Consider the following 19,566-nt stretch of genomic DNA (forward strand, 5'->3'; position numbering starts at 1 on the left):
ATTATGGATATAATGAGAAGTGTTGTGGGGATGGTGGTGTTACTGGCAATAGCATTTCTGTTGTCGGTAAATAAAAAGAGCATCAGCTTGCGCACGGTTGGGGCTGCGCTGCTGCTGCAAATTGCCATTGGTGGCATCATGCTCTATTTTCCCCCGGGAAAATGGGCAGTAGAGCAGGCGGCATTAGGCGTCCATAAAGTGATGTCCTACAGTGACGCAGGAAGTGCCTTTATTTTTGGTTCGCTGGTCGGTCCCAAAATGGATGTTCTGTTTGACGGTGCGGGCTTTATCTTCGCCTTTCGCGTACTCCCGGCGATTATTTTCGTTACCGCGCTTATCAGCTTGCTGTACTACATTGGCGTAATGGGGCTGCTGATTCGTATTCTTGGCAGTATTTTTCAGAAAGCCCTCAACATCAGCAAAATCGAATCTTTTGTCGCAGTCACCACTATTTTCCTCGGGCAAAATGAGATCCCGGCGATCGTTAAACCTTTTATTGATCGCATGAATCGCAACGAGCTATTTACGGCTATTTGTAGCGGCATGGCGTCTATTGCGGGTTCGATGATGATTGGCTATGCCGGAATGGGCGTGCCGATTGACTATTTGTTAGCCGCTTCGCTGATGGCTATTCCTGGCGGTATCCTGTTTGCACGTATTCTTAGTCCGGCGACGGAACCTTCGCAAGTTACGTTTGAAAATCTGTCGTTTAGCGAAACACCGCCAAAAAGCATTATTGAAGCTGCGGCGAACGGTGCAATGACCGGGCTGAAAATCGCCGCCGGTGTGGCGACGGTGGTAATGGCATTTGTGGCGATCATTGCGCTGATCAACGGCATTATTGGTGGAGTTGGCGGCTGGTTTGGTTTTGCCAATGTCTCTCTGGAAAGCATTTTCGGCTATGTGCTGGCCCCGTTGGCATGGATTATGGGGGTGGACTGGAGTGATGCAAATCTTGCCGGAAGTTTGATTGGGCAGAAACTGGCGATTAATGAGTTTGTTGCTTATCTCAATTTCTCGCCCTATCTGCAAACGAGCGGCACGCTGGATGTCAAGACCATTGCCATTATCTCGTTCGCCCTCTGTGGGTTTGCAAACTTTGGTTCTATCGGTGTTGTCGTTGGAGCGTTTTCGGCTATTTCGCCAAAACGCGCGCCGGAAATCGCCCAGCTTGGTTTACGGGCGCTGGCGGCGGCGACGCTTTCCAACCTGATGAGCGCGACCATTGCCGGGTTCTTTATTGGTTTAGCTTGAGTTTCATTGCCGGATGTACGCCTTATTAAGCGTTGCATCCGGCAATCGCACTATTGCCAATAATTTTTACTGCATCATCCCGGAGAATTTATTCTCCGGGTCCATCTCCAGCGCCAGTCCTGACAACTGCTTTCTGTTTTTAATGAGATACCCTTTCTTGCTTTTAATTAATAAACCGTCATTAATGAATTGCGCAAGAACATATAAAAGATGTCGATAAGAAACGCCTAAATACTCTGCCGCTTGCGTATGCTTTTCGTGATAAAGATCACCTTCCTGCGAGAGTAATATAAAAGCTGCCAGGCGATTCACTAACGGAAATGATTGATTCTGAGTTAAAGAAACAATATTACGATAATTTTTATGACTTAAGGTGACGCAGAGTTTTCGTAAAAATAGCGTGTCGTTTAATAACAACGGGCGGTAATGCTTCATAGGGAGCGCAAGGCACCAACACTCTTCAATAGCCTGCACTGCACGTGGTTCATGGTCTTTGTCGATTAACTCAATCTCGCCAATAAAACAGGGCGCGGCAAAGAAATCGATCAGCGACACGCGACCATTAGCAAGCGTGACATAAAGCCTGGCGCGGCCTCGCGTCAGGTAAAACAGCCAGGACGGCTGTTGCCCTTCCTGCACAATGTAGTCACGCGCTAAAAAATGAAACAGCCGCGTATCGGCTGAAACATCCGTTGAAAAGCAATCCTTAAACGCAGATTCACTCATCAATTGCTGCTTAAGATCATTATTGTGGATTTCTTTCACGATGTTTATCCGCTATGAGATTTCTCATATTTAGCATACGTACGCTGTTGTTAAGATTCAATCATCGGCCAGGTCGAATATTCTTTGCTGTAGAAACAATAACGCAACTGGAAACAGAGGAAATAAACAATGGAAAAGAGAAAAATTATTCTGGATTGTGATCCGGGTCATGATGATGCTATTGCTATAATGATGGCGGCGAAACATCCGGCGATTGATTTATTAGGTATCACCATTGTAGCGGGTAATCAAACCCTCGATAAAACATTAATTAATGGCCTGAATGTTTGCCAGAAACTGGAGATTAATGTTCCGGTTTATGCGGGGATGCCGCAGCCCATTATGCGTCAACAAATTGTTGCCGATAATATTCACGGTGAAACCGGACTGGATGGCCCGGTATTCGAGCCGCTGACCCGCCAGGCAGAAAACACTCATGCGGTGAAATATATCATCGATACCCTTATGGCAAGCGATGGCGATATCACTCTGGTGCCGGTTGGTCCGTTGTCAAACATCGCGGTGGCAATGCGTATGCAACCCGCGATCCTGCCGAAAATCCGTGAAATTGTTCTGATGGGCGGTGCTTATGGTACTGGCAACTTCACCCCATCTGCTGAGTTCAACATCTTTGCTGACCCGGAGGCCGCACGTGTGGTGTTCACCTCCGGCGTTCCATTAGTGATGATGGGCCTCGATCTTACCAACCAGACCGTTTGCACCCCGGATGTGATTGCTCGGATGGAAAGGGCTGGCGGCCCTGCCGGAGAGCTGTTCAGCGACATCATGAACTTCACTCTCAAAACGCAGTTCGAAAACTACGGCCTGGCTGGCGGCCCGGTGCACGACGCCACCTGCATCGGTTATTTGATTAACCCTGATGGCATTAAAACCCAGGAAATGTACGTCGAAGTGGACGTTAACAGTGGCCCTTGCTATGGGCGTACCGTCTGCGACGAGCTGGGTGTTCTTGGCAAGCCCGCCAATACCAAAGTCGGCATCACTATTGATACCGACTGGTTCTGGGGATTAGTCGAAGAGTGCGTACGCGGCTACATAAAAACCCATTAAGTGTTGATAACAAGCCGGGTCAGTATCGCAAGATGCAGGCCCGGCTATTTATGATGGGCAGAGAGCCGTCGCCCAAAATGACATGAAGAGATAATAACTATGGATGTCATGAGAAGTGTTCTGGGAATGGTGGTATTACTGGCTATTGCGTTTTTGCTGTCAGTAACCTGATGAGCGCTACTATTGCAGGATTCTTTATTGGTTTAGCGTAGTGCGCAATTTATGAGCCGGATAAGATGCGGTCAAGCGTCGAATCCGGCAACATTGTTACACCATTGGCACTAATGAAAGCGCGTTATCGGCAGACAGGGTAGGGTTGTTTAAGCTGCCGCTGGCGCGCGAAATTGCCGCGCAGGCTATCGCAAAATGGGCGCTGTCGCGGAAACTGTATCCTTCAAGAAAGCTATATACCAGGCCCGCCATAAAACCATCGTCAGCACCAAAACTGTCTACTGTCGTATGCGTTGGCGCGGTCAGCAAAAATTGTTCTCCATCCTTATCGCTGCAAAATACGGATTCATCTTTCAGATAAACAAAAATGCGTTTAACACCTTGTTGATGCAGCGAATTTACAGCTCTGATGCGATCGTTGTCGTCTTTAATCGGTTGCCCCCACAAAATTTCCAGTTCATTTTGTGTCGGTTTCAGAGTGTGGATCCGGCTGTACCAGTTTTTTACTTTGTTCGCTTTAAATTCGGAAACGGTATCGACAAACATCGGAATTTCATCAGCAATGGTAAAGACCCACTCCAGGGCTTCAGGTGTGAGATTACAATCAGCCAGCACCACACCAGCATGGCGAATCAAGTCCCGTGAAGTATTGAGCAGTTGAGGCGTTAGCTGTTGCAGAATATGTGTGTCATTGATTGCCAGGATAGTTTCTTCCTGCTTATTAGCGATAGCGAGATAAGTTGCAGTGCTGTGTCCATGCAGACGAATGCAGTTTGAAACGTTCACGCCCGCGCGGCGCGTTTCTTCCAGTAATGTCTCGCCGTAAAAATCGTTGCCAATAGCTGAAATTAAATGCACATCCCGACCAAGCAGAGCCAGGTTATGCGCGATATTACGTCCGACGCCGCCTGCGGAACAGTGAACAGAACCTGGATGAGAGGCTGCTTGCGGGTAACGGATATCCGCCATTCCGCGAATATCCATATTGATTGCACCCACAACCACACAGTAATCCTGCTCGGTAAGGATATATCCTTTGCCTTTAATCAAACCCTTGCGCATCAAATCCATAATATGAGCGGCAACACGTGAGCGGCTGATTTGCAGAATATCGGCGATTTCATTCTGTTGAATCAGCGGGTTACGCCGTAAAATTTTAAGAATCTGCTTTTCCCTGTCGTTCATCGATCAGGCCACCGCTTTTTCAGTTTGTTGCGCTTTCAGCCAGGCGATCTCTTCTGCCCAGATATCCGGGTTGATGGTTTCAAGGATCAGCGGAATGCCGTCGAAACGGTCGTCTTGCATGATCCAGCGGAACGCATCATGACCGATATTGCCTTCGCCGAGGCTATGATGACGGTCAACGCGGCTGCCAAAGGTGCTTTTCGCATCGTTGAGGTGCATCCCGCGCAGATACTTAAAGCCAACAATACCGGCAAAATCAGCGAACGTTTTCTCGCATTCGGCAGGAGTACGCAAATCATACCCGGCAGCGAAAGCATGGCAGGTATCAATGCAGACGCCGACGCGGGATTTATCTTCCACGCCGTCGATAATCGCTGCGAGATGTTCGAATTTAAACCCTAAGTTACTGCCCTGACCGGCGGTGTTTTCAATCACCGCGGTGACACCTTGAGTTTTATCCAGCGCAATGTTGATGGATTCGGCAATACGCGCAAGGCAATCCTCTTCTGAAATCTGCATCAGATGGCTGCCAGGGTGGAAGTTGAGCAAAGAAAGTCCCAGTTGTTCGCAACGCTGCATTTCATCTATAAAGGCATCGCGCGATTTTTCCAGAGCTTCAGCAACCGGATGTCCGAGGTTAATCAGATAACTGTCGTGGGGAAGAATTTGCGCCGATGTGTAGTGATATTTTTCACAGGCGGCTTTGAATTCATCGATGGTTTGCGTCGTGAGCGGTGCGGCACGCCACTGACGTTGGTTTTTGGTGAACAAGGCAAACGCGGTTGCGTCGATTTCGGCGGCGCGAATTGCGGCATTTGCCAGACCGCCAGCAGCACTAACGTGCGCTCCAATGTATTTCATGCGAGGACTCCTGTTAAACCCGCTGGAGGAAAACGGTAATGATAGCGGGTTAACAGGAGCAAGATGTAGTGGTTTATGCGATGACGCTTTGAATCACATAGTTAATCGCACCACCACCAACAATCAGCCAGGCAAACAGTACCAGTGCCATCAGCAGAGGTTTCGCCCCGGCTTTTTTCAGCGCGCTGACGTGAGTGGTCAGACCCAGCGCCGCCATCGCCATTGCCAGCAGGAAGGTATCCAGCGTTACCAGCATGTTCACCACGCTCTGCGGTAACAGGTGGAACGAGTTAAAGATGGCAACGACGATGAACAAGATGGCAAACCACGGAATAGTGATTTTGCTTTTCTCGCCGCTGTTCGCCCCAGACAGCTGTTTAACACGCGCCGCCAGCAGGATGAGGAACGGAGCCAGCATCATCACGCGCAGCATTTTGGAAATAACTGCTGCGTTTTCTGCATCCGGGCTGATGGCATGACCTGCCGCCACCACCTGCGCCACTTCGTGCACAGTAGAACCAATGTAGATACCGAAAGTTTCCGGACTAAACCATTGAGACATCAGCGGATATATCGCCGGGTAGAGGAAAATCGCGACGGTCCCGAAGATAACAACGGTTGCAACAGCCACGGTTACTTTACTGGCTTCTGCTTTTACTACCGGCTCAGTCGCCAGTACCGCGGCAGCACCACAGATACTGCTACCGGCACCGATCAACCAGCTGGTGTGCTTATCCAGACCAAACACTTTCTGCCCCAGGAAGCAAGCCAGCAGGAAGGTACTGGACAGCGTCAACACGTCAATGATGATCCCACTGATACCGACATCGGCAATTTGCGAGAACGTCAGACGGAAGCCATAAAGAATGATACCCAGACGTAATAAATATTGCTTGGCAAACAGCACACCACCGTCACAGCTTTTCCAGATGTGCGGGTAAATGGTGTTGCCTAAAACCATCCCCAACAAGATTGCGAGGGTGAGGGCACTAAACCCGGCACCCGCAACAGCGGGAATGGAACCACCCCACAGGGCGACCCCGGTGATAACTGCACTCAGGGCTAACCCCGGAATAAAATGCCACAGTGTACGATGTTGTTTCTGTAAGGTGATATTCGTCATAACCCTCTCCTTTAACCGGGCATAAGGTTACGACTAACTGGTTTAAAAATAAAATTGATTATATATTTATAATTAATCTTTATAAGTGGTAAGCGACTATGCACATCACCCTCCGGCAGTTGGAAGTTTTTGCAGAAGTATTGAAAAGTGGATCAACCACCCAGGCGTCGGTGATGCTGGCGTTGTCGCAATCAGCAGTGAGCGCAGCCTTGACCGACCTGGAAGGGCAGCTTGGCGTTCAACTGTTTGATCGCGTGGGGAAAAGACTGGTTGTTAATGAACACGGGCGGCTGCTCTATCCGCGTGCGTTGGCACTGCTTGAACAGGCGGTTGAAATCGAACAACTGTTTCGCGAAGACAACGGCGCGATTCGTATCTATGCCAGTAGTACCATCGGTAACTACATTCTGCCTGCAGTTATCGCCCGTTATCGCCATGATTATCCGCAGTTGCCGATTGAACTTAGCGTTGGGAATAGCCAGGACGTGATGCAAGCGGTGCTGGATTTCCGCGTTGATATTGGCTTTATTGAAGGACCGTGCCACAGCACTGAAATCATTTCTGAACCGTGGCTGGAAGACGAGCTGGTGGTTTTCGCCGCGCCGACTTCGCCGTTGGCTCGTGGTCCGGTCACCTTAGAACAGCTGGCCGCTGCGCCGTGGATCCTGCGTGAACGCGGTTCCGGCACGCGGGAGATTGTCGATTATCTGTTGCTGTCACATTTACCGAAGTTTGAGATGGCGATGGAATTAGGTAACTCCGAGGCAATCAAACATGCGGTGCGTCATGGGTTGGGAATTAGTTGCCTGTCGCGACGGGTGATTGAAGATCAATTGCAGGCAGGCACATTAAGTGAAGTTGCGGTCCCTCTGCCGCGCCTGATGCGTACGTTGTGGCGTATACATCATCGGCAAAAACACCTTTCCAACGCGCTACGGCGCTTTCTGGACTATTGCGATCCCGCGAATGTACCGCGTTAAGGTGCTGTACAAGAACATGCTGGTGCTGTGTCGATTTCGTGACGCAGCGCCCTCAGCATGCATTCGCCAGAAAAGAGATTGGCTGCTTTACTTATAATCCCTGGGCGATCATGAAGGTGTCTTATAACCGTGTATTTCTGCCGGAAGGATTGCCAATCGTCTGCTACAATCGCGCCTCATTTTTAAGATGGATAGCATTTTTGTATGGGTTCCGAAACTAAAACTACAGAAGCGCCGGGCTTACGCCGTGAATTGAAGGCGCGTCACCTGACGATGATTGCCATTGGCGGTTCCATCGGTACAGGTCTTTTTGTTGCCTCTGGCGCAACGATTTCTCAGGCAGGTCCGGGCGGGGCATTGCTCTCGTATATGCTGATTGGCCTGATGGTTTACTTCCTGATGACCAGTCTCGGTGAACTGGCTGCATATATGCCGGTTTCCGGTTCGTTTGCCACTTACGGTCAGAACTATGTTGAAGAAGGCTTTGGCTTCGCGCTGGGCTGGAACTACTGGTACAACTGGGCGGTAACTATTGCCGTTGACCTGGTTGCAGCACAGCTGGTCATGAGCTGGTGGTTCCCGGATACACCGGGCTGGATCTGGAGTGCGTTGTTCCTCGGCGTTATCTTCCTGTTGAACTACATCTCTGTTCGCGGCTTTGGTGAAGCGGAATACTGGTTCTCACTGATCAAAGTCACGACAGTTATTGTCTTTATCATCGTTGGCGTGCTGATGATTATCGGTATCTTCAAAGGCGCGCAGCCTGCAGGCTGGAGCAACTGGACAATCGGCGAAGCGCCGTTTGCTGGTGGTTTTGCGGCGATGATCGGCGTAGCTATGATTGTCGGCTTCTCTTTCCAGGGAACCGAGCTGATCGGTATTGCTGCAGGCGAGTCCGAAGATCCGGCGAAAAACATTCCACGCGCGGTACGTCAGGTATTCTGGCGAATCCTGTTGTTCTATGTGTTCGCGATCCTGATTATCAGCCTGATTATTCCGTATACCGATCCGAGCCTGCTGCGTAACGATGTTAAAGACATCAGCGTCAGTCCGTTCACCCTGGTGTTCCAGCACGCGGGTCTGCTCTCTGCGGCGGCGGTGATGAACGCAGTTATTCTGACGGCGGTGCTGTCAGCAGGTAACTCCGGTATGTATGCGTCTACTCGTATGCTGTATACCCTGGCGTGTGACGGTAAAGCGCCGCGCATTTTCGCTAAACTGTCGCGTGGTGGCGTGCCGCGTAATGCGCTGTATGCGACGACGGTGATTGCCGGTTTGTGCTTCCTGACCTCCATGTTTGGCAACCAGACGGTATACCTGTGGCTGCTGAACACCTCCGGGATGACGGGTTTTATCGCCTGGCTGGGGATTGCCATTAGCCACTATCGCTTCCGTCGCGGTTACGTATTGCAGGGACACGACATTAACGATCTGCCGTACCGTTCAGGTTTCTTCCCACTGGGGCCGATCTTCGCATTCATTCTGTGTCTGATTATCACTTTGGGCCAGAACTACGAAGCGTTCCTGAAAGATACCATTGACTGGGGCGGCGTAGCGGCAACGTATATTGGTATCCCGCTGTTCCTGATTATTTGGTTCGGCTACAAGCTGATTAAAGGAACTCACTTCGTACGCTACAGCGAAATGAAGTTCCCGCAGAACGATAAGAAATAAGTTTCCTCGCTTCCTTGCTAAGCCCTCTCAACCGAGAGGGCTTTTTCAATTCCATTTCCCTGACAAATCATGCGGATATAAAATTTAACATTTGGATTGATAATTGTTATCGTTTGCATTATCGTTACGCCGCAATCAAAAAAGGCTGACAAATCAGAGGCTGTTCCGGCTTTCTGGGATGATCACCTGCATACAAATAAGTCCACCGCGATGCTGCCGTACGCAAGGGGACGTAAAGAAGATGTGAGCGATACCCATTTTATTTTCGTAGTTACCTCATGGAGATATGGAATGTTTAGGTTGAACCCTTTCGTACGGGTCGGGCTGTGTTTGTCCGCTATTTCTTGTGCATGGCCTGTGTTAGCGGTCGATGATGATGGCGAAACGATGGTTGTCACTGCATCTTCCGTTGAACAAAACCTTAAAGATGCTCCCGCCAGTATCAGCGTCATTACCCAGGAAGACCTGCAGCGAAAACCGGTACAGAATCTGAAGGATGTCCTCAAAGAAGTGCCTGGCGTACAACTGACGAACGAAGGGGATAACCGTAAGGGCGTAAGTATTCGTGGTCTGGACAGCAGCTACACCCTGATTCTTGTCGACGGTAAACGCGTTAACTCCCGCAATGCCGTCTTCCGCCACAATGATTTCGATCTGAACTGGATCCCGGTCGATTCCATCGAGCGTATTGAAGTGGTCCGTGGCCCGATGTCGTCGCTGTACGGTTCCGATGCGCTCGGCGGTGTAGTGAATATCATCACCAAAAAAATCGGTCAGAAATGGTCGGGCACCGTTACCGTCGATACTACCGTTCAGGAACATCGCGATCGCGGTGATACCTATAACGGTCAATTCTTTACCAGCGGACCATTAATTGACGGCGTGCTGGGAATGAAAGCTTACGGCAGCCTGGCAAAACGTGAAAAGGATGACCCGCAAAACTCAACGACCACCGATACCGGAGAAACGCCGCGTATTGAAGGATTCTCCAGCCGCGACGGCAATGTCGAATTTGCCTGGACACCGAATCAAAATCACGATTTTACTGCCGGATACGGTTTCGACCGTCAGGATCGTGATTCCGACTCGCTGGACAAAAACCGCCTGGAACGCCAGAACTACTCCGTCAGCCATAATGGGCGTTGGGATTACGGCACCAGCGAACTGAAATACTACGGTGAGAAAGTCGAGAACAAAAACCCTGGCAACAGCAGCCCGATAACTTCCGAAAGCAATACGGTCGACGGCAAATACACGTTGCCGCTGACGGCGATTAATCAGTTTCTCACGGTTGGCGGTGAATGGCGTCACGACAAACTTAGCGATGCGGTGAACCTGACCGGGGGAACCAGCTCCAAAACGTCTGCCAGCCAGTACGCGCTGTTTGTGGAAGATGAATGGCGGATCTTCGAGCCGCTGGCGCTGACGACCGGCGTGCGTATGGACGATCACGAAACCTACGGTGAACACTGGAGTCCGCGTGCCTACCTGGTTTATAACGCCACCGACACCGTAACGGTGAAAGGGGGCTGGGCGACGGCATTTAAAGCCCCTTCTCTGTTGCAACTTAGCCCTGACTGGACGAGCAATTCCTGCCGTGGCGCATGTAAGATTGTGGGTAGCCCGGATCTGAAACCAGAAACCAGCGAAAGTTGGGAGCTGGGGCTTTACTACATGGGTGAAGAAGGCTGGCTGGAAGGGGTTGAATCCAGCGTTACCGTTTTCCGTAACGATGTGAAAGATCGTATCAGCATTAGCCGTACGTCTGACGTCAATGCTGCACCGGGCTACCAAAACTTTGTCGGTTTTGAGACGGGCGCTAACGGACGGCGCATACCGGTATTTAGCTACTACAACGTTAACAAAGCTCGTATTCAGGGCGTGGAAACCGAACTGAAAATTCCGTTCAACGATGAATGGAAACTGTCGATCAACTACACCTACAACGATGGTCGTGATGTCAGCAACGGCGAAAACAAACCGCTATCCGATCTGCCGTTCCATACTGCTAACGGTACGCTGGACTGGAAACCGCTGGCGCTGGAAGACTGGTCATTCTATGTTTCTGGTCACTATACCGGGCAGAAACGCGCCGACAGCGCGACGGCTAAAACACCGGGCGGTTATACCATCTGGAATACCGGCGCGGCCTGGCAGGTGACTAAAGACGTCAAACTGCGCGCAGGCGTGCTGAACCTTGGCGACAAGGATCTCAGTCGTGACGACTACAGCTATAACGAAGACGGACGTCGTTACTTTATGGCAGTGGATTATCGCTTCTGATGAGAAGATGCCCGGCGAACCGGGCGGACTTTCACTTCAGTAAATACTGCGCATGGAAGCGCAGGTGATCCTCTATAAAAGAGGCGATGAAGTAGTAACTGTGATCATATCCCGGCTGAATACGCAGCGTCATCGGCCACGCTTTCTGGCGCGCGGCTTCTGCCAGTACTGCAGGTTGCAGTTGGTCAGCAAGAAACTGATCATTATCACCCTGATCAATAAGCGTCGGGATTGCATCCTGCGCGTTACTGGCATACATCAACGCGCAACTGTCCCATTCCAGCCATGCATTTTTGTCCTCACCTAAATAAGTGCTAAACGCTTTGATTCCCCACGGGACGCTGCACGGATTCACAATTGGCGCAAAGGCGGAAACGCTGGTGTATTTACCCGGATTTTTCAGCGCCATAATCAGCGCACCGTGACCACCCATGGAATGACCGCTAATAGCGCAGCGGTCGCTGACATTAAATTGCGACTGAACCAGCGCCGGTAATTCATCGCGCAGATAATCATACATCCGGTAATGCGTCGCCCACGGTGGTTGCGTGGCGTTAAGATAAAACCCCGCGCCCTGGCCTAAATCGTAGCCATCGTCGTTGGCAACCTGTTCGCCGCGCGGGCTGGTGTCTGGCATCACCAGTACAATCCCCAGTTCCGCCGCCACGCGCTGGGCACCCGCCTTGGTGGTGAAGTTCTCGTCATTGCAGGTTAATCCGGAAAGCCAGTACAGCACTGGTGGCGGGGTGTGATCACGAGGTGGTGGGAGAAAGATACTGAACGTCATCGGGCAGTTTAAGGTACTGGAGTCGTGTCGCCAGCGTTGCTGCCAGCCTTCAAAACAGCGGTGCTCTTCGAGCATTTCCATGCGTGGCTCCTTGTTGTGTTGTTTGCAATTTCTTCATCATACCGTTTATTCAATGTGCTGTGAGTAACTTTCACTTCCGTATTTGCATAACGATGTTTTAACATCTGCTGATGAAAGGCAGCGGCAATTACAATAATTATCGCTGTGAATACTGGATTATGTGCGCTGCCTCACGCACAATAATCAGGCTGTAAATCAGCTTAATAACTTTGCCCCCACGCAGGGCGGAGGCGTCACACCTGCAGGAGAAATCATAAATGCCATCACTCAGTAAAGAAGCGGCCCTGGTTCATGAAGCGTTAGTTGCGCGAGGACTGGAAACACCGCTGCGCCCGCCCGTGCATGAAATGGATAACGAAACGCGCAAAAGCCTTATTGCTGGTCATATGACCGAAATCATGCAGCTGCTGAATCTCGACCTGGCTGATGACAGTTTGATGGAAACGCCGCATCGCATCGCTAAAATGTATGTCGATGAAATTTTCTCCGGTCTGGATTACGCCAATTTCCCGAAAATCACCCTCATTGAAAACAAAATGAAGGTCGATGAAATGGTCACCGTGCGCGATATCACTCTGACCAGCACCTGTGAACACCATTTTGTTACCATCGATGGCAAAGCGACGGTGGCCTATATCCCGAAAGATTCGGTCATCGGTCTGTCAAAAATTAACCGTATTGTGCAGTTCTTTGCCCAGCGTCCGCAGGTACAAGAACGTCTGACGCAGCAAATTCTCATTGCGCTACAAACGCTGCTGGGCACCAATAACGTGGCTGTCTCTATCGACGCGGTGCATTACTGCGTGAAGGCGCGTGGCATCCGCGATGCAACCAGTGCCACGACAACGACCTCTCTTGGTGGATTGTTCAAATCCAGTCAGAATACGCGCCACGAGTTTCTGCGCGCTGTGCGTCATCACAACTGATAAAAAGGCAGGAACCGTGGAGCGCAACGTCACGCTCGATTTTGTTCGCGGCGTCGCCATTCTGGGGATCCTGCTATTAAACATCAGCGCCTTTGGGTTACCAAAGGCGGCTTATCTCAATCCCGCCTGGTACGGCGCTATTACGCCACAGGATGCATGGACCTGGGCATTTCTCGATCTCATCGGCCAGGTGAAATTCCTCACGCTTTTTGCGCTGTTGTTTGGTGCGGGCCTGCAAATGTTGCTGCCCCGTGGCAGACGATGGATCCAGTCGCGGTTAACGCTGTTAGTCTTGCTGGGCTTTATTCACGGTTTATTGTTCTGGGACGGCGATATTCTGCTGGCTTACGGGCTGGTGGGCTTAATCTGCTGGCGGCTGGTGCGCGATGCGCCATCGGTAAAAAGCCTGTTTAATACCGGCGTCATGCTTTATCTGGTGGGGCTTGGCGTTTTGCTGTTATTGGGGTTGATTTCCGATAGCCAGACCAGCCGCGCCTGGACACCTGATGCATCGGCTATTTTGTATGAAAAGCACTGGAAACTTCACAGTGGTGTTGACGCGATCAGTAATCGTGCCGATGGTGTTGGCAACAGTTTACTGGCACTGGGCGCACAGTATGGCTGGCAACTGGCAGGGATGATGCTCATTGGTGCCGCATTGATGCGCAGTGGCTGGCTGAAAGGGCAGTTCAGCTTTCGTCACTATCGTCGTACTGGTTTTGTGCTGGTGGCGATTGGAGTGATCATTAACCTTCCTGCCATCGCCCTGCAATGGCGACTGGACTGGGCGTATCGTTGGTGCGCCTTCTTACTTCAGATGCCGCGGGAACTGAGTGCGCCGTTTCAGGCGATTGGCTATGCGTCGCTGTTTTATGGCTTCTGGCCGCAATTAAGCCGCTTTAAGCTGGTGCTGGCAATCGCCTGTGTCGGACGGATGGCACTGACCAACTATCTATTGCAAACGCTGATTTGTACTACGCTTTTTTACCACCTCGGTTTGTTTATGCAGTTTGACCGTCTGGAGCTGCTGGCGTTTGTTATTCCGGTATGGTTGGCGAATATCTTCTTCTCTGTTATCTGGCTGCGTTACTTCCGCCAGGGGCCGGTGGAATGGCTCTGGCGTCAGTTAACTTTGCGTGCTGCCGGACCGACAATATCTAAAACATCAAGATAACGATCTGGATCACATTCGTTAACAAAACGGCTGTAACCGTTTCCATTGCTGTGACTCGATTCACGAAGTCCTGTATTCAGTGCTGACAAAATAGCCGCCAGCGAGCAGTCATTTACTGCAATCTCATAACAGGTAGTGAATATGATCACCATTCGTGATGTAGCGCGTCAGGCTGGCGTCTCTGTGGCAACGGTTTCCCGGGTGCTCAATAACAGCACGCTGGTCAGTGCCGATACGCGTGAAGCAGTAATGAAAGCCGTGAGTGAGCTGGATTATCGGCCAAACGCCAATGCCCAGGCGCTGGCAACTCAGGTTAGCGATACCATTGGCGTGGTGGTGATGGACGTTTCTGATGCGTTTTTCGGCGCGCTGGTAAAAGCGGTGGATCTGGTCGCCCAGCAGCATCAGAAATACGTGCTAATCGGCAATAGCTATCATGAAGCGGAAAAAGAGCGTCACGCCATTGAGGTGTTAATTCGCCAGCGTTGTAATGCGTTGATTGTTCACTCAAAAGCATTGAGTGACGATGAACTGGCACAATTTATGGATAACATTCCCGGTATGGTGTTAATCAACCGCGTTGTGCCGGGGTACGCCCATCGTTGCGTTTGCCTGGATAATCTCAGCGGTGCCCGAATGGCGACGCGCATGTTGCTGAATAACGGTCATCAACGTATTGGTTATCTTTCTTCCAGCCACGGCATTGAAGATGACGCCATGCGTAAAGCAGGCTGGATGAGTGCGTTGAAAGAGCAGGATATTATTCCGCCGGAAAGCTGGATTGGCACTGGCACGCCGGACATGCCGGGCGGTGAGGCGGCGATGGTTGAACTGCTGGGGCGCAACCTACAACTAACCGCTGTATTTGCTTATAACGACAATATGGCCGCTGGCGCACTGACAGCATTAAAAGATAATGGCATTGCGATTCCGTTACATCTCTCAATCATTGGTTTCGATGATATTCCCATCGCCCGTTACACCGACCCGCAATTAACGACGGTGCGTTATCCCATTGCTTCAATGGCTAAATTAGCTACCGAACTGGCCTTGCAGGGGGCAGCAGACAATATTGATCCTCGTGCCAGCCACTGTTTTATGCCGACGTTAGTGCGTCGCCATTCTGTCGCAACACGCCAGAATGCGGCGGCGATCACTAACTCAACAAATCAGGCGATGTAACCGCTTTCAATCTGTGAGTGATTTCACAGTATCTTAACAATGTGATGGCTATGATTGCACCGTTTTAACGTTGTAACCAGTATGTAACAGTGAATAATCACTTTCACCGAGGTAATAGCGTCATAACAACAATTAAAGCCGTTTTCTGGAGCGTTACCGGGCATGGAAGAACGAATTTTAAAAAGTGAGCTTCGGCGTTCAGTAACACTTCATTAACTCTACTGCCCCGCCGAGCATTTATCTCAAGCACTACCCTGCATAAGAAAAACCGGAGATACCATGAATAAGAAGGTGTTAACCCTGTCTGCTGTGATGGCCAGCATGTTATTCGGTGCCGCTGCACACGCTGCTGATACTCGCATTGGTGTAACAATCTATAAGTACGACGATAACTTTATGTCTGTAGTGCGCAAGGCTATTGAGCAAGATGCGAAAGCCGCGCCAGATGTTCAGCTGCTGATGAATGATTCTCAGAATGACCAGTCCAAGCAGAACGATCAGATCGACGTATTGCTGGCGAAAGGGGTGAAGGCACTGGCAATCAACCTGGTTGACCCGGCAGCTGCGGGTACGGTGATTGAGAAAGCGCGTGGGCAAAACGTGCCGGTGGTTTTCTTCAACAAAGAACCGTCTCGTAAGGCGCTGGATAGCTACGACAAAGCCTACTACGTTGGCACTGACTCCAAAGAGTCCGGCATTATTCAGGGCGATTTGATTGCTAAACACTGGGCGGCGAATCAGGGTTGGGATCTGAACAAAGACGGTCAGATTCAATTCGTACTGCTGAAAGGTGAGCCGGGGCATCCGGATGCAGAAGCACGTACCACTTACGTGATTAAAGAATTGAACGACAAAGGCATTAAAACTGAACAGTTACAGTTAGATACCGCTATGTGGGATACCGCTCAGGCGAAAGATAAGATGGACGCCTGGCTGTCTGGCCCGAACGCCAACAAAATCGAGGTGGTTATCGCCAACAACGACGCGATGGCAATGGGCGCGGTAGAAGCACTGAAAGCACACAACAAGTCCAGCATTCCGGTGTTTGGCGTCGATGCGCTGCCAGAAGCGCTGGCGCTGGTGAAATCCGGTGCACTGGCGGGCACCGTACTGAACGATGCTAACAACCAGGCGAAAGCGACCTTTGATCTGGCGAAAAACCTGGCCGATGGCAAAGGTGCGGCTGATGGCACCAACTGGAAAATCGACAACAAAGTGGTCCGCGTACCTTATGTTGGCGTAGATAAAGACAACCTGGCTGAATTCAGCAAGAAATAAGACTGATTGGGCGCAGTCGTTTACTGCGCCCTTATTGTATGGCCAACAAGGTAAAATTATATGGTCAGCTCAACGACTCCGTCTTCCGGGGAATACTTGTTGGAAATGAGCGGTATCAACAAGTCTTTTCCTGGTGTTAAGGCACTTGATAACGTTAATTTAAAAGTCCGACCACATTCTATCCATGCATTAATGGGGGAAAACGGTGCAGGAAAATCGACATTATTAAAATGCCTGTTTGGTATTTATCAAAAAGACTCCGGCACCATTTTATTCCAGGGTAAAGAGATCGATTTCCATTCCGCCAAAGAAGCACTGGAAAATGGTATTTCGATGGTACACCAGGAGTTAAACCTGGTATTACAACGTTCGGTGATGGACAACATGTGGCTGGGGCGATATCCCACCAAAGGCATGTTTGTCGATCAGGACAAAATGTACCGCGAAACCAAAGCGATTTTTGATGAACTGGATATTGATATCGATCCGCGTGCACGCGTCGGCACATTATCCGTTTCGCAAATGCAGATGATCGAAATTGCCAAAGCGTTTTCCTATAACGCGAAAATTGTGATTATGGATGAACCGACTTCTTCGTTAACCGAAAAAGAGGTCAATCATCTGTTCACTATTATTCGTAAATTAAAAGAGCGCGGCTGCGGTATTGTTTATATCTCGCATAAAATGGAAGAAATCTTCCAGTTATGTGATGAAGTTACCGTATTGCGCGACGGTCAGTGGATCGCTACCGAACCGCTGGCAGGGCTGACGATGGACAAGATCATCGCCATGATGGTTGGGCGTTCTCTTAACCAGCGTTTCCCTGACAAAGAAAACAAGCCGGGCGAAGTGATTCTGGAAGTGCGTAACCTGACGTCGCTGCGCCAGCCGTCGATTCGCGATGTCTCGTTTGATCTGCATAAAGGGGAGATTCTCGGTATAGCCGGTCTGGTGGGAGCGAAACGTACCGATATTGTTGAGACGTTATTTGGTATTCGCGAGAAATCGGCTGGCACCATTACGTTGCACGGCAAAAAGATCAATAACCATAATGCCAACGAAGCCATAAACCACGGATTTGCACTGGTAACTGAAGAGCGCCGCTCAACGGGAATTTATGCCTATCTGGATATTGGCTTTAACTCGTTAATTTCCAATATCCGCAACTATAAAAATAAAGTTGGTTTACTGGATAACTCGCGGATGAAAAGCGATACCCAGTGGGTCATTGATTCGATGCGGGTAAAAACGCCAGGTCATCGGACGCAAATAGGTTCGCTCTCCGGTGGTAATCAGCAAAAAGTGATTATTGGTCGCTGGCTGTTAACGCAACCAGAAATATTAATGCTCGATGAACCGACGCGCGGTATTGATGTTGGGGCTAAGTTTGAGATTTATCAGTTAATTGCCGAACTGGCGAAGAAAGGCAAGGGGATTATTATTATCTCCTCCGAAATGCCAGAGTTGTTAGGGATAACAGACCGTATTCTGGTCATGAGCAATGGTCTCGTTTCCGGTATTGTCGATACAAAAACAACAACGCAAAGCGAAATTCTGCGTCTTGCGTCTTTGCACCTTTAAGATTAGGGGCTTCCCATGAGTGCGTTAAATAAGAAAAGTTTTCTTACTTACCTGAAAGAGGGCGGTATTTACGTCGTTCTTTTAGTTTTGCTGGCGATTATTATTTTCCAGGACCCAACATTTTTAAGTCTGTTGAACTTAAGTAATATTCTCACCCAGTCATCGGTGCGTATTATTATCGCGCTTGGTGTGGCAGGGTTAATTGTCACCCAAGGGACTGACCTTTCCGCAGGTCGCCAGGTGGGGCTGGCGGCAGTAGTAGCAGCGACGTTATTGCAGTCCATGGATAACGCCAACAAAGTGTTCCCGGAAATGGCGACGATGCCGATTGCGCTGGTTATTCTGATTGTCTGTGCCATTGGTGCGGTGATCGGTTTGATCAACGGCTTGATTATCGCTTATCTCAACGTGACGCCGTTCATTACCACGCTCGGTACGATGATTATCGTCTACGGCATTAACTCGCTCTATTACGACTTTGTCGGGGCGTCGCCAATTTCCGGTTTTGACAGTGGTTTCTCCACTTTTGCCCAAGGCTTTATTGCGCTGGGGAGTTTCCGTCTCTCTTACATCACCTTCTATGCGTTGATTGCGGTGGTGTTTGTCTGGGTGTTATGGAACAAAACCCGCTTCGGTAAGAACATTTTTGCCATTGGCGGTAACCCGGAAGCGGCGAAAGTATCTGGTGTCAACGTCGGCCTGAACCTGCTGATGATTTACGCGTTGTCTGGTGTGTTCTATGCCTTCGGCGGGATGTTAGAAGCCGGACGTATCGGCTCAGCCACCAACAACCTCGGCTTTATGTATGAGCTGGATGCTATCGCGGCGTGCGTGGTAGGCGGCGTATCGTTCAGCGGCGGTGTGGGGACGGTAATTGGTGTGGTGACCGGGGTAATTATTTTTACCGTCATTAACTATGGCCTGACGTATATCGGCGTAAACCCGTACTGGCAGTACATCATCAAAGGGGCGATTATTATCTTCGCCGTGGCGCTGGATTCACTGAAATACGCGCGTAAGAAGTGATGTGAATGTAGTTCGCATCCGGTCAGAAATGCACATAACATCATGAGTTGTATGGTTTTGTATGCCGGATAAGGCGTTTACGCCGCATCCGGCGACAGGAACCAAATGCCGGATGCAACGCTGGCGCGTTTTATCCGGCCTACAATGAGCACAACATACTGATT

Annotated in this window: 16 protein-coding genes and 1 pseudogene; 12 read left to right on the plus strand and 5 right to left on the minus strand. The window is 50.1% G+C overall.

The window, feature by feature from the left end:
- Window positions 1-3 precede the first annotated feature (3 nt).
- Complete coding sequence (locus C4F37_RS03715) at window positions 4-1,254, plus strand: NupC/NupG family nucleoside CNT transporter (protein WP_000353883.1); 1,251 nt, start codon at window positions 4-6, stop codon at window positions 1,252-1,254.
- Window positions 1,255-1,320: 66 nt separating this feature from the next.
- On the opposite strand, the gene C4F37_RS03720 is transcribed toward C4F37_RS03715, so the two are convergent.
- Window positions 1,321-2,019, minus strand: coding sequence for a transcriptional regulator YeiL (locus tag C4F37_RS03720; RefSeq protein ID WP_000658608.1), 699 nt, complete (start codon window positions 2,017-2,019; stop codon window positions 1,321-1,323).
- Between the two features lie 129 nt (window positions 2,020-2,148).
- On the opposite strand from C4F37_RS03720, the gene rihB reads away from it, so the two are divergent.
- Both rihB and C4F37_RS28340 read left to right on the plus strand, forming a co-directional pair.
- The gene (gene rihB / locus C4F37_RS03725; RefSeq protein ID WP_000415422.1) at window positions 2,149-3,090 is read left to right on the plus strand and encodes a ribosylpyrimidine nucleosidase; all 942 of its coding nucleotides are present in this window, start codon (window positions 2,149-2,151) and stop codon (window positions 3,088-3,090) included.
- A 99-nt stretch (window positions 3,091-3,189) separates the two neighbouring features.
- Window positions 3,190-3,255 (plus strand): annotated as a pseudogene (locus tag C4F37_RS28340) (hypothetical protein); the annotation flags it as partial.
- 102 nt (window positions 3,256-3,357) lie between these two features.
- On the opposite strand, the gene C4F37_RS03730 reads toward C4F37_RS28340, so the two are convergent.
- The 3 genes from C4F37_RS03730 to C4F37_RS03740 form a co-directional block, all read right to left on the minus strand.
- Window positions 3,358-4,446, minus strand: coding sequence for a sugar kinase (locus C4F37_RS03730; protein WP_001538990.1), 1,089 nt, complete (start codon window positions 4,444-4,446; stop codon window positions 3,358-3,360).
- 3 nt (window positions 4,447-4,449) lie between these two features.
- Entirely contained in the window at window positions 4,450-5,307 is an 858-nt protein-coding gene (gene nfo / locus C4F37_RS03735; RefSeq protein WP_001538989.1) for a deoxyribonuclease IV, read from the minus strand.
- Window positions 5,308-5,380: 73 nt separating this feature from the next.
- The gene (locus tag C4F37_RS03740; protein WP_000182053.1) at window positions 5,381-6,430 is read right to left on the minus strand and encodes a YeiH family protein; all 1,050 of its coding nucleotides are present in this window, start codon (window positions 6,428-6,430) and stop codon (window positions 5,381-5,383) included.
- Between the two features lie 98 nt (window positions 6,431-6,528).
- Between C4F37_RS03740 and yieE the strand changes: the two genes are divergently transcribed.
- The 3 genes from yieE to cirA all read left to right on the plus strand — a co-directional run bounded on the left by yieE (window position 6,529) and on the right by cirA (window position 11,367).
- Entirely contained in the window at window positions 6,529-7,410 is an 882-nt protein-coding gene (gene yieE, locus C4F37_RS03745) for a DNA-binding transcriptional regulator YeiE (protein ID WP_000548294.1), read from the plus strand.
- A gap of 204 nt (window positions 7,411-7,614) precedes the next feature.
- On the plus strand, window positions 7,615-9,084 hold the full coding sequence (gene lysP / locus C4F37_RS03755) for a lysine-specific permease (RefSeq protein ID WP_000534384.1): 1,470 nt from the start codon (window positions 7,615-7,617) through the stop codon (window positions 9,082-9,084).
- Window positions 9,085-9,375: 291 nt separating this feature from the next.
- Window positions 9,376-11,367: a catecholate siderophore receptor CirA gene (gene cirA / locus C4F37_RS03765; RefSeq protein WP_000489277.1), complete on the plus strand. Its 1,992-nt coding sequence runs from the start codon at window positions 9,376-9,378 to the stop codon at window positions 11,365-11,367.
- 31 nt (window positions 11,368-11,398) lie between these two features.
- On the opposite strand, the gene yeiG is transcribed toward cirA, so the two are convergent.
- Window positions 11,399-12,235 carry an S-formylglutathione hydrolase gene (gene yeiG, locus C4F37_RS03770; protein WP_000425463.1) on the minus strand — a complete coding sequence of 279 codons (837 nt, stop codon included), beginning with the start codon at window positions 12,233-12,235 and terminating at the stop codon, window positions 11,399-11,401.
- Window positions 12,236-12,492: 257 nt separating this feature from the next.
- Between yeiG and folE the strand changes: the two genes are divergently transcribed.
- From folE to mglC, 6 genes are all read left to right on the plus strand, one after another.
- A complete protein-coding gene (gene folE / locus C4F37_RS03785; RefSeq protein WP_001139613.1) occupies window positions 12,493-13,161 on the plus strand; it encodes a GTP cyclohydrolase I FolE in 669 nt (222 codons plus the stop codon).
- A 16-nt stretch (window positions 13,162-13,177) separates the two neighbouring features.
- Window positions 13,178-14,335, plus strand: a complete 1,158-nt coding sequence (gene yeiB / locus C4F37_RS03790) for a DUF418 domain-containing protein YeiB (RefSeq protein ID WP_001538987.1) — start codon at window positions 13,178-13,180, stop codon at window positions 14,333-14,335.
- Window positions 14,336-14,476: 141 nt separating this feature from the next.
- Window positions 14,477-15,517 (plus strand): HTH-type transcriptional regulator GalS, encoded by a 1,041-nt coding sequence (galS, locus tag C4F37_RS03800; RefSeq protein ID WP_000628655.1) that lies wholly within the window; start codon window positions 14,477-14,479, stop codon window positions 15,515-15,517.
- Between the two features lie 279 nt (window positions 15,518-15,796).
- Window positions 15,797-16,795, plus strand: coding sequence for a galactose/glucose ABC transporter substrate-binding protein MglB (gene mglB, locus C4F37_RS03805; RefSeq protein WP_001036964.1), 999 nt, complete (start codon window positions 15,797-15,799; stop codon window positions 16,793-16,795).
- 60 nt (window positions 16,796-16,855) lie between these two features.
- A complete protein-coding gene (gene mglA / locus C4F37_RS03810) occupies window positions 16,856-18,376 on the plus strand; it encodes a galactose/methyl galactoside ABC transporter ATP-binding protein MglA (protein WP_000255034.1) in 1,521 nt (506 codons plus the stop codon).
- Window positions 18,377-18,391: 15 nt separating this feature from the next.
- Window positions 18,392-19,402 (plus strand): galactose/methyl galactoside ABC transporter permease MglC, encoded by a 1,011-nt coding sequence (gene mglC, locus C4F37_RS03815; RefSeq protein WP_001275112.1) that lies wholly within the window; start codon window positions 18,392-18,394, stop codon window positions 19,400-19,402.
- Window positions 19,403-19,566: the final 164 nt, after the last annotated feature.

It is taken from the genome of Escherichia sp. R1, from assembly GCF_003000935.1.
GTDB classification, from domain to species: domain Bacteria; phylum Pseudomonadota; class Gammaproteobacteria; order Enterobacterales; family Enterobacteriaceae; genus Escherichia; species Escherichia coli.

Bases quoted from the DNA above. Each gene is read 5' to 3' on its own strand.
- C4F37_RS03715 (WP_000353883.1), top strand. From the start codon at position 4: ATGGATATAATGAGAAGTGTTGTGGGGATGGTGGTGTTACTGGCAATA.
- rihB (WP_000415422.1), top strand. From the start codon at position 2,149: ATGGAAAAGAGAAAAATTATTCTGGATTGTGATCCGGGTCATGATGAT.
- C4F37_RS03730 (WP_001538990.1), bottom strand. From the start codon at position 4,446: ATGAACGACAGGGAAAAGCAGATTCTTAAAATTTTACGGCGTAACCCG.
- nfo (WP_001538989.1), bottom strand. From the start codon at position 5,307: ATGAAATACATTGGAGCGCACGTTAGTGCTGCTGGCGGTCTGGCAAAT.
- C4F37_RS03740 (WP_000182053.1), bottom strand. From the start codon at position 6,430: ATGACGAATATCACCTTACAGAAACAACATCGTACACTGTGGCATTTT.
- yieE (WP_000548294.1), top strand. From the start codon at position 6,529: ATGCACATCACCCTCCGGCAGTTGGAAGTTTTTGCAGAAGTATTGAAA.
- lysP (WP_000534384.1), top strand. From the start codon at position 7,615: ATGGGTTCCGAAACTAAAACTACAGAAGCGCCGGGCTTACGCCGTGAA.
- cirA (WP_000489277.1), top strand. From the start codon at position 9,376: ATGTTTAGGTTGAACCCTTTCGTACGGGTCGGGCTGTGTTTGTCCGCT.
- yeiG (WP_000425463.1), bottom strand. From the start codon at position 12,235: ATGGAAATGCTCGAAGAGCACCGCTGTTTTGAAGGCTGGCAGCAACGC.
- folE (WP_001139613.1), top strand. From the start codon at position 12,493: ATGCCATCACTCAGTAAAGAAGCGGCCCTGGTTCATGAAGCGTTAGTT.
- galS (WP_000628655.1), top strand. From the start codon at position 14,477: ATGATCACCATTCGTGATGTAGCGCGTCAGGCTGGCGTCTCTGTGGCA.
- mglB (WP_001036964.1), top strand. From the start codon at position 15,797: ATGAATAAGAAGGTGTTAACCCTGTCTGCTGTGATGGCCAGCATGTTA.
- mglA (WP_000255034.1), top strand. From the start codon at position 16,856: ATGGTCAGCTCAACGACTCCGTCTTCCGGGGAATACTTGTTGGAAATG.
- mglC (WP_001275112.1), top strand. From the start codon at position 18,392: ATGAGTGCGTTAAATAAGAAAAGTTTTCTTACTTACCTGAAAGAGGGC.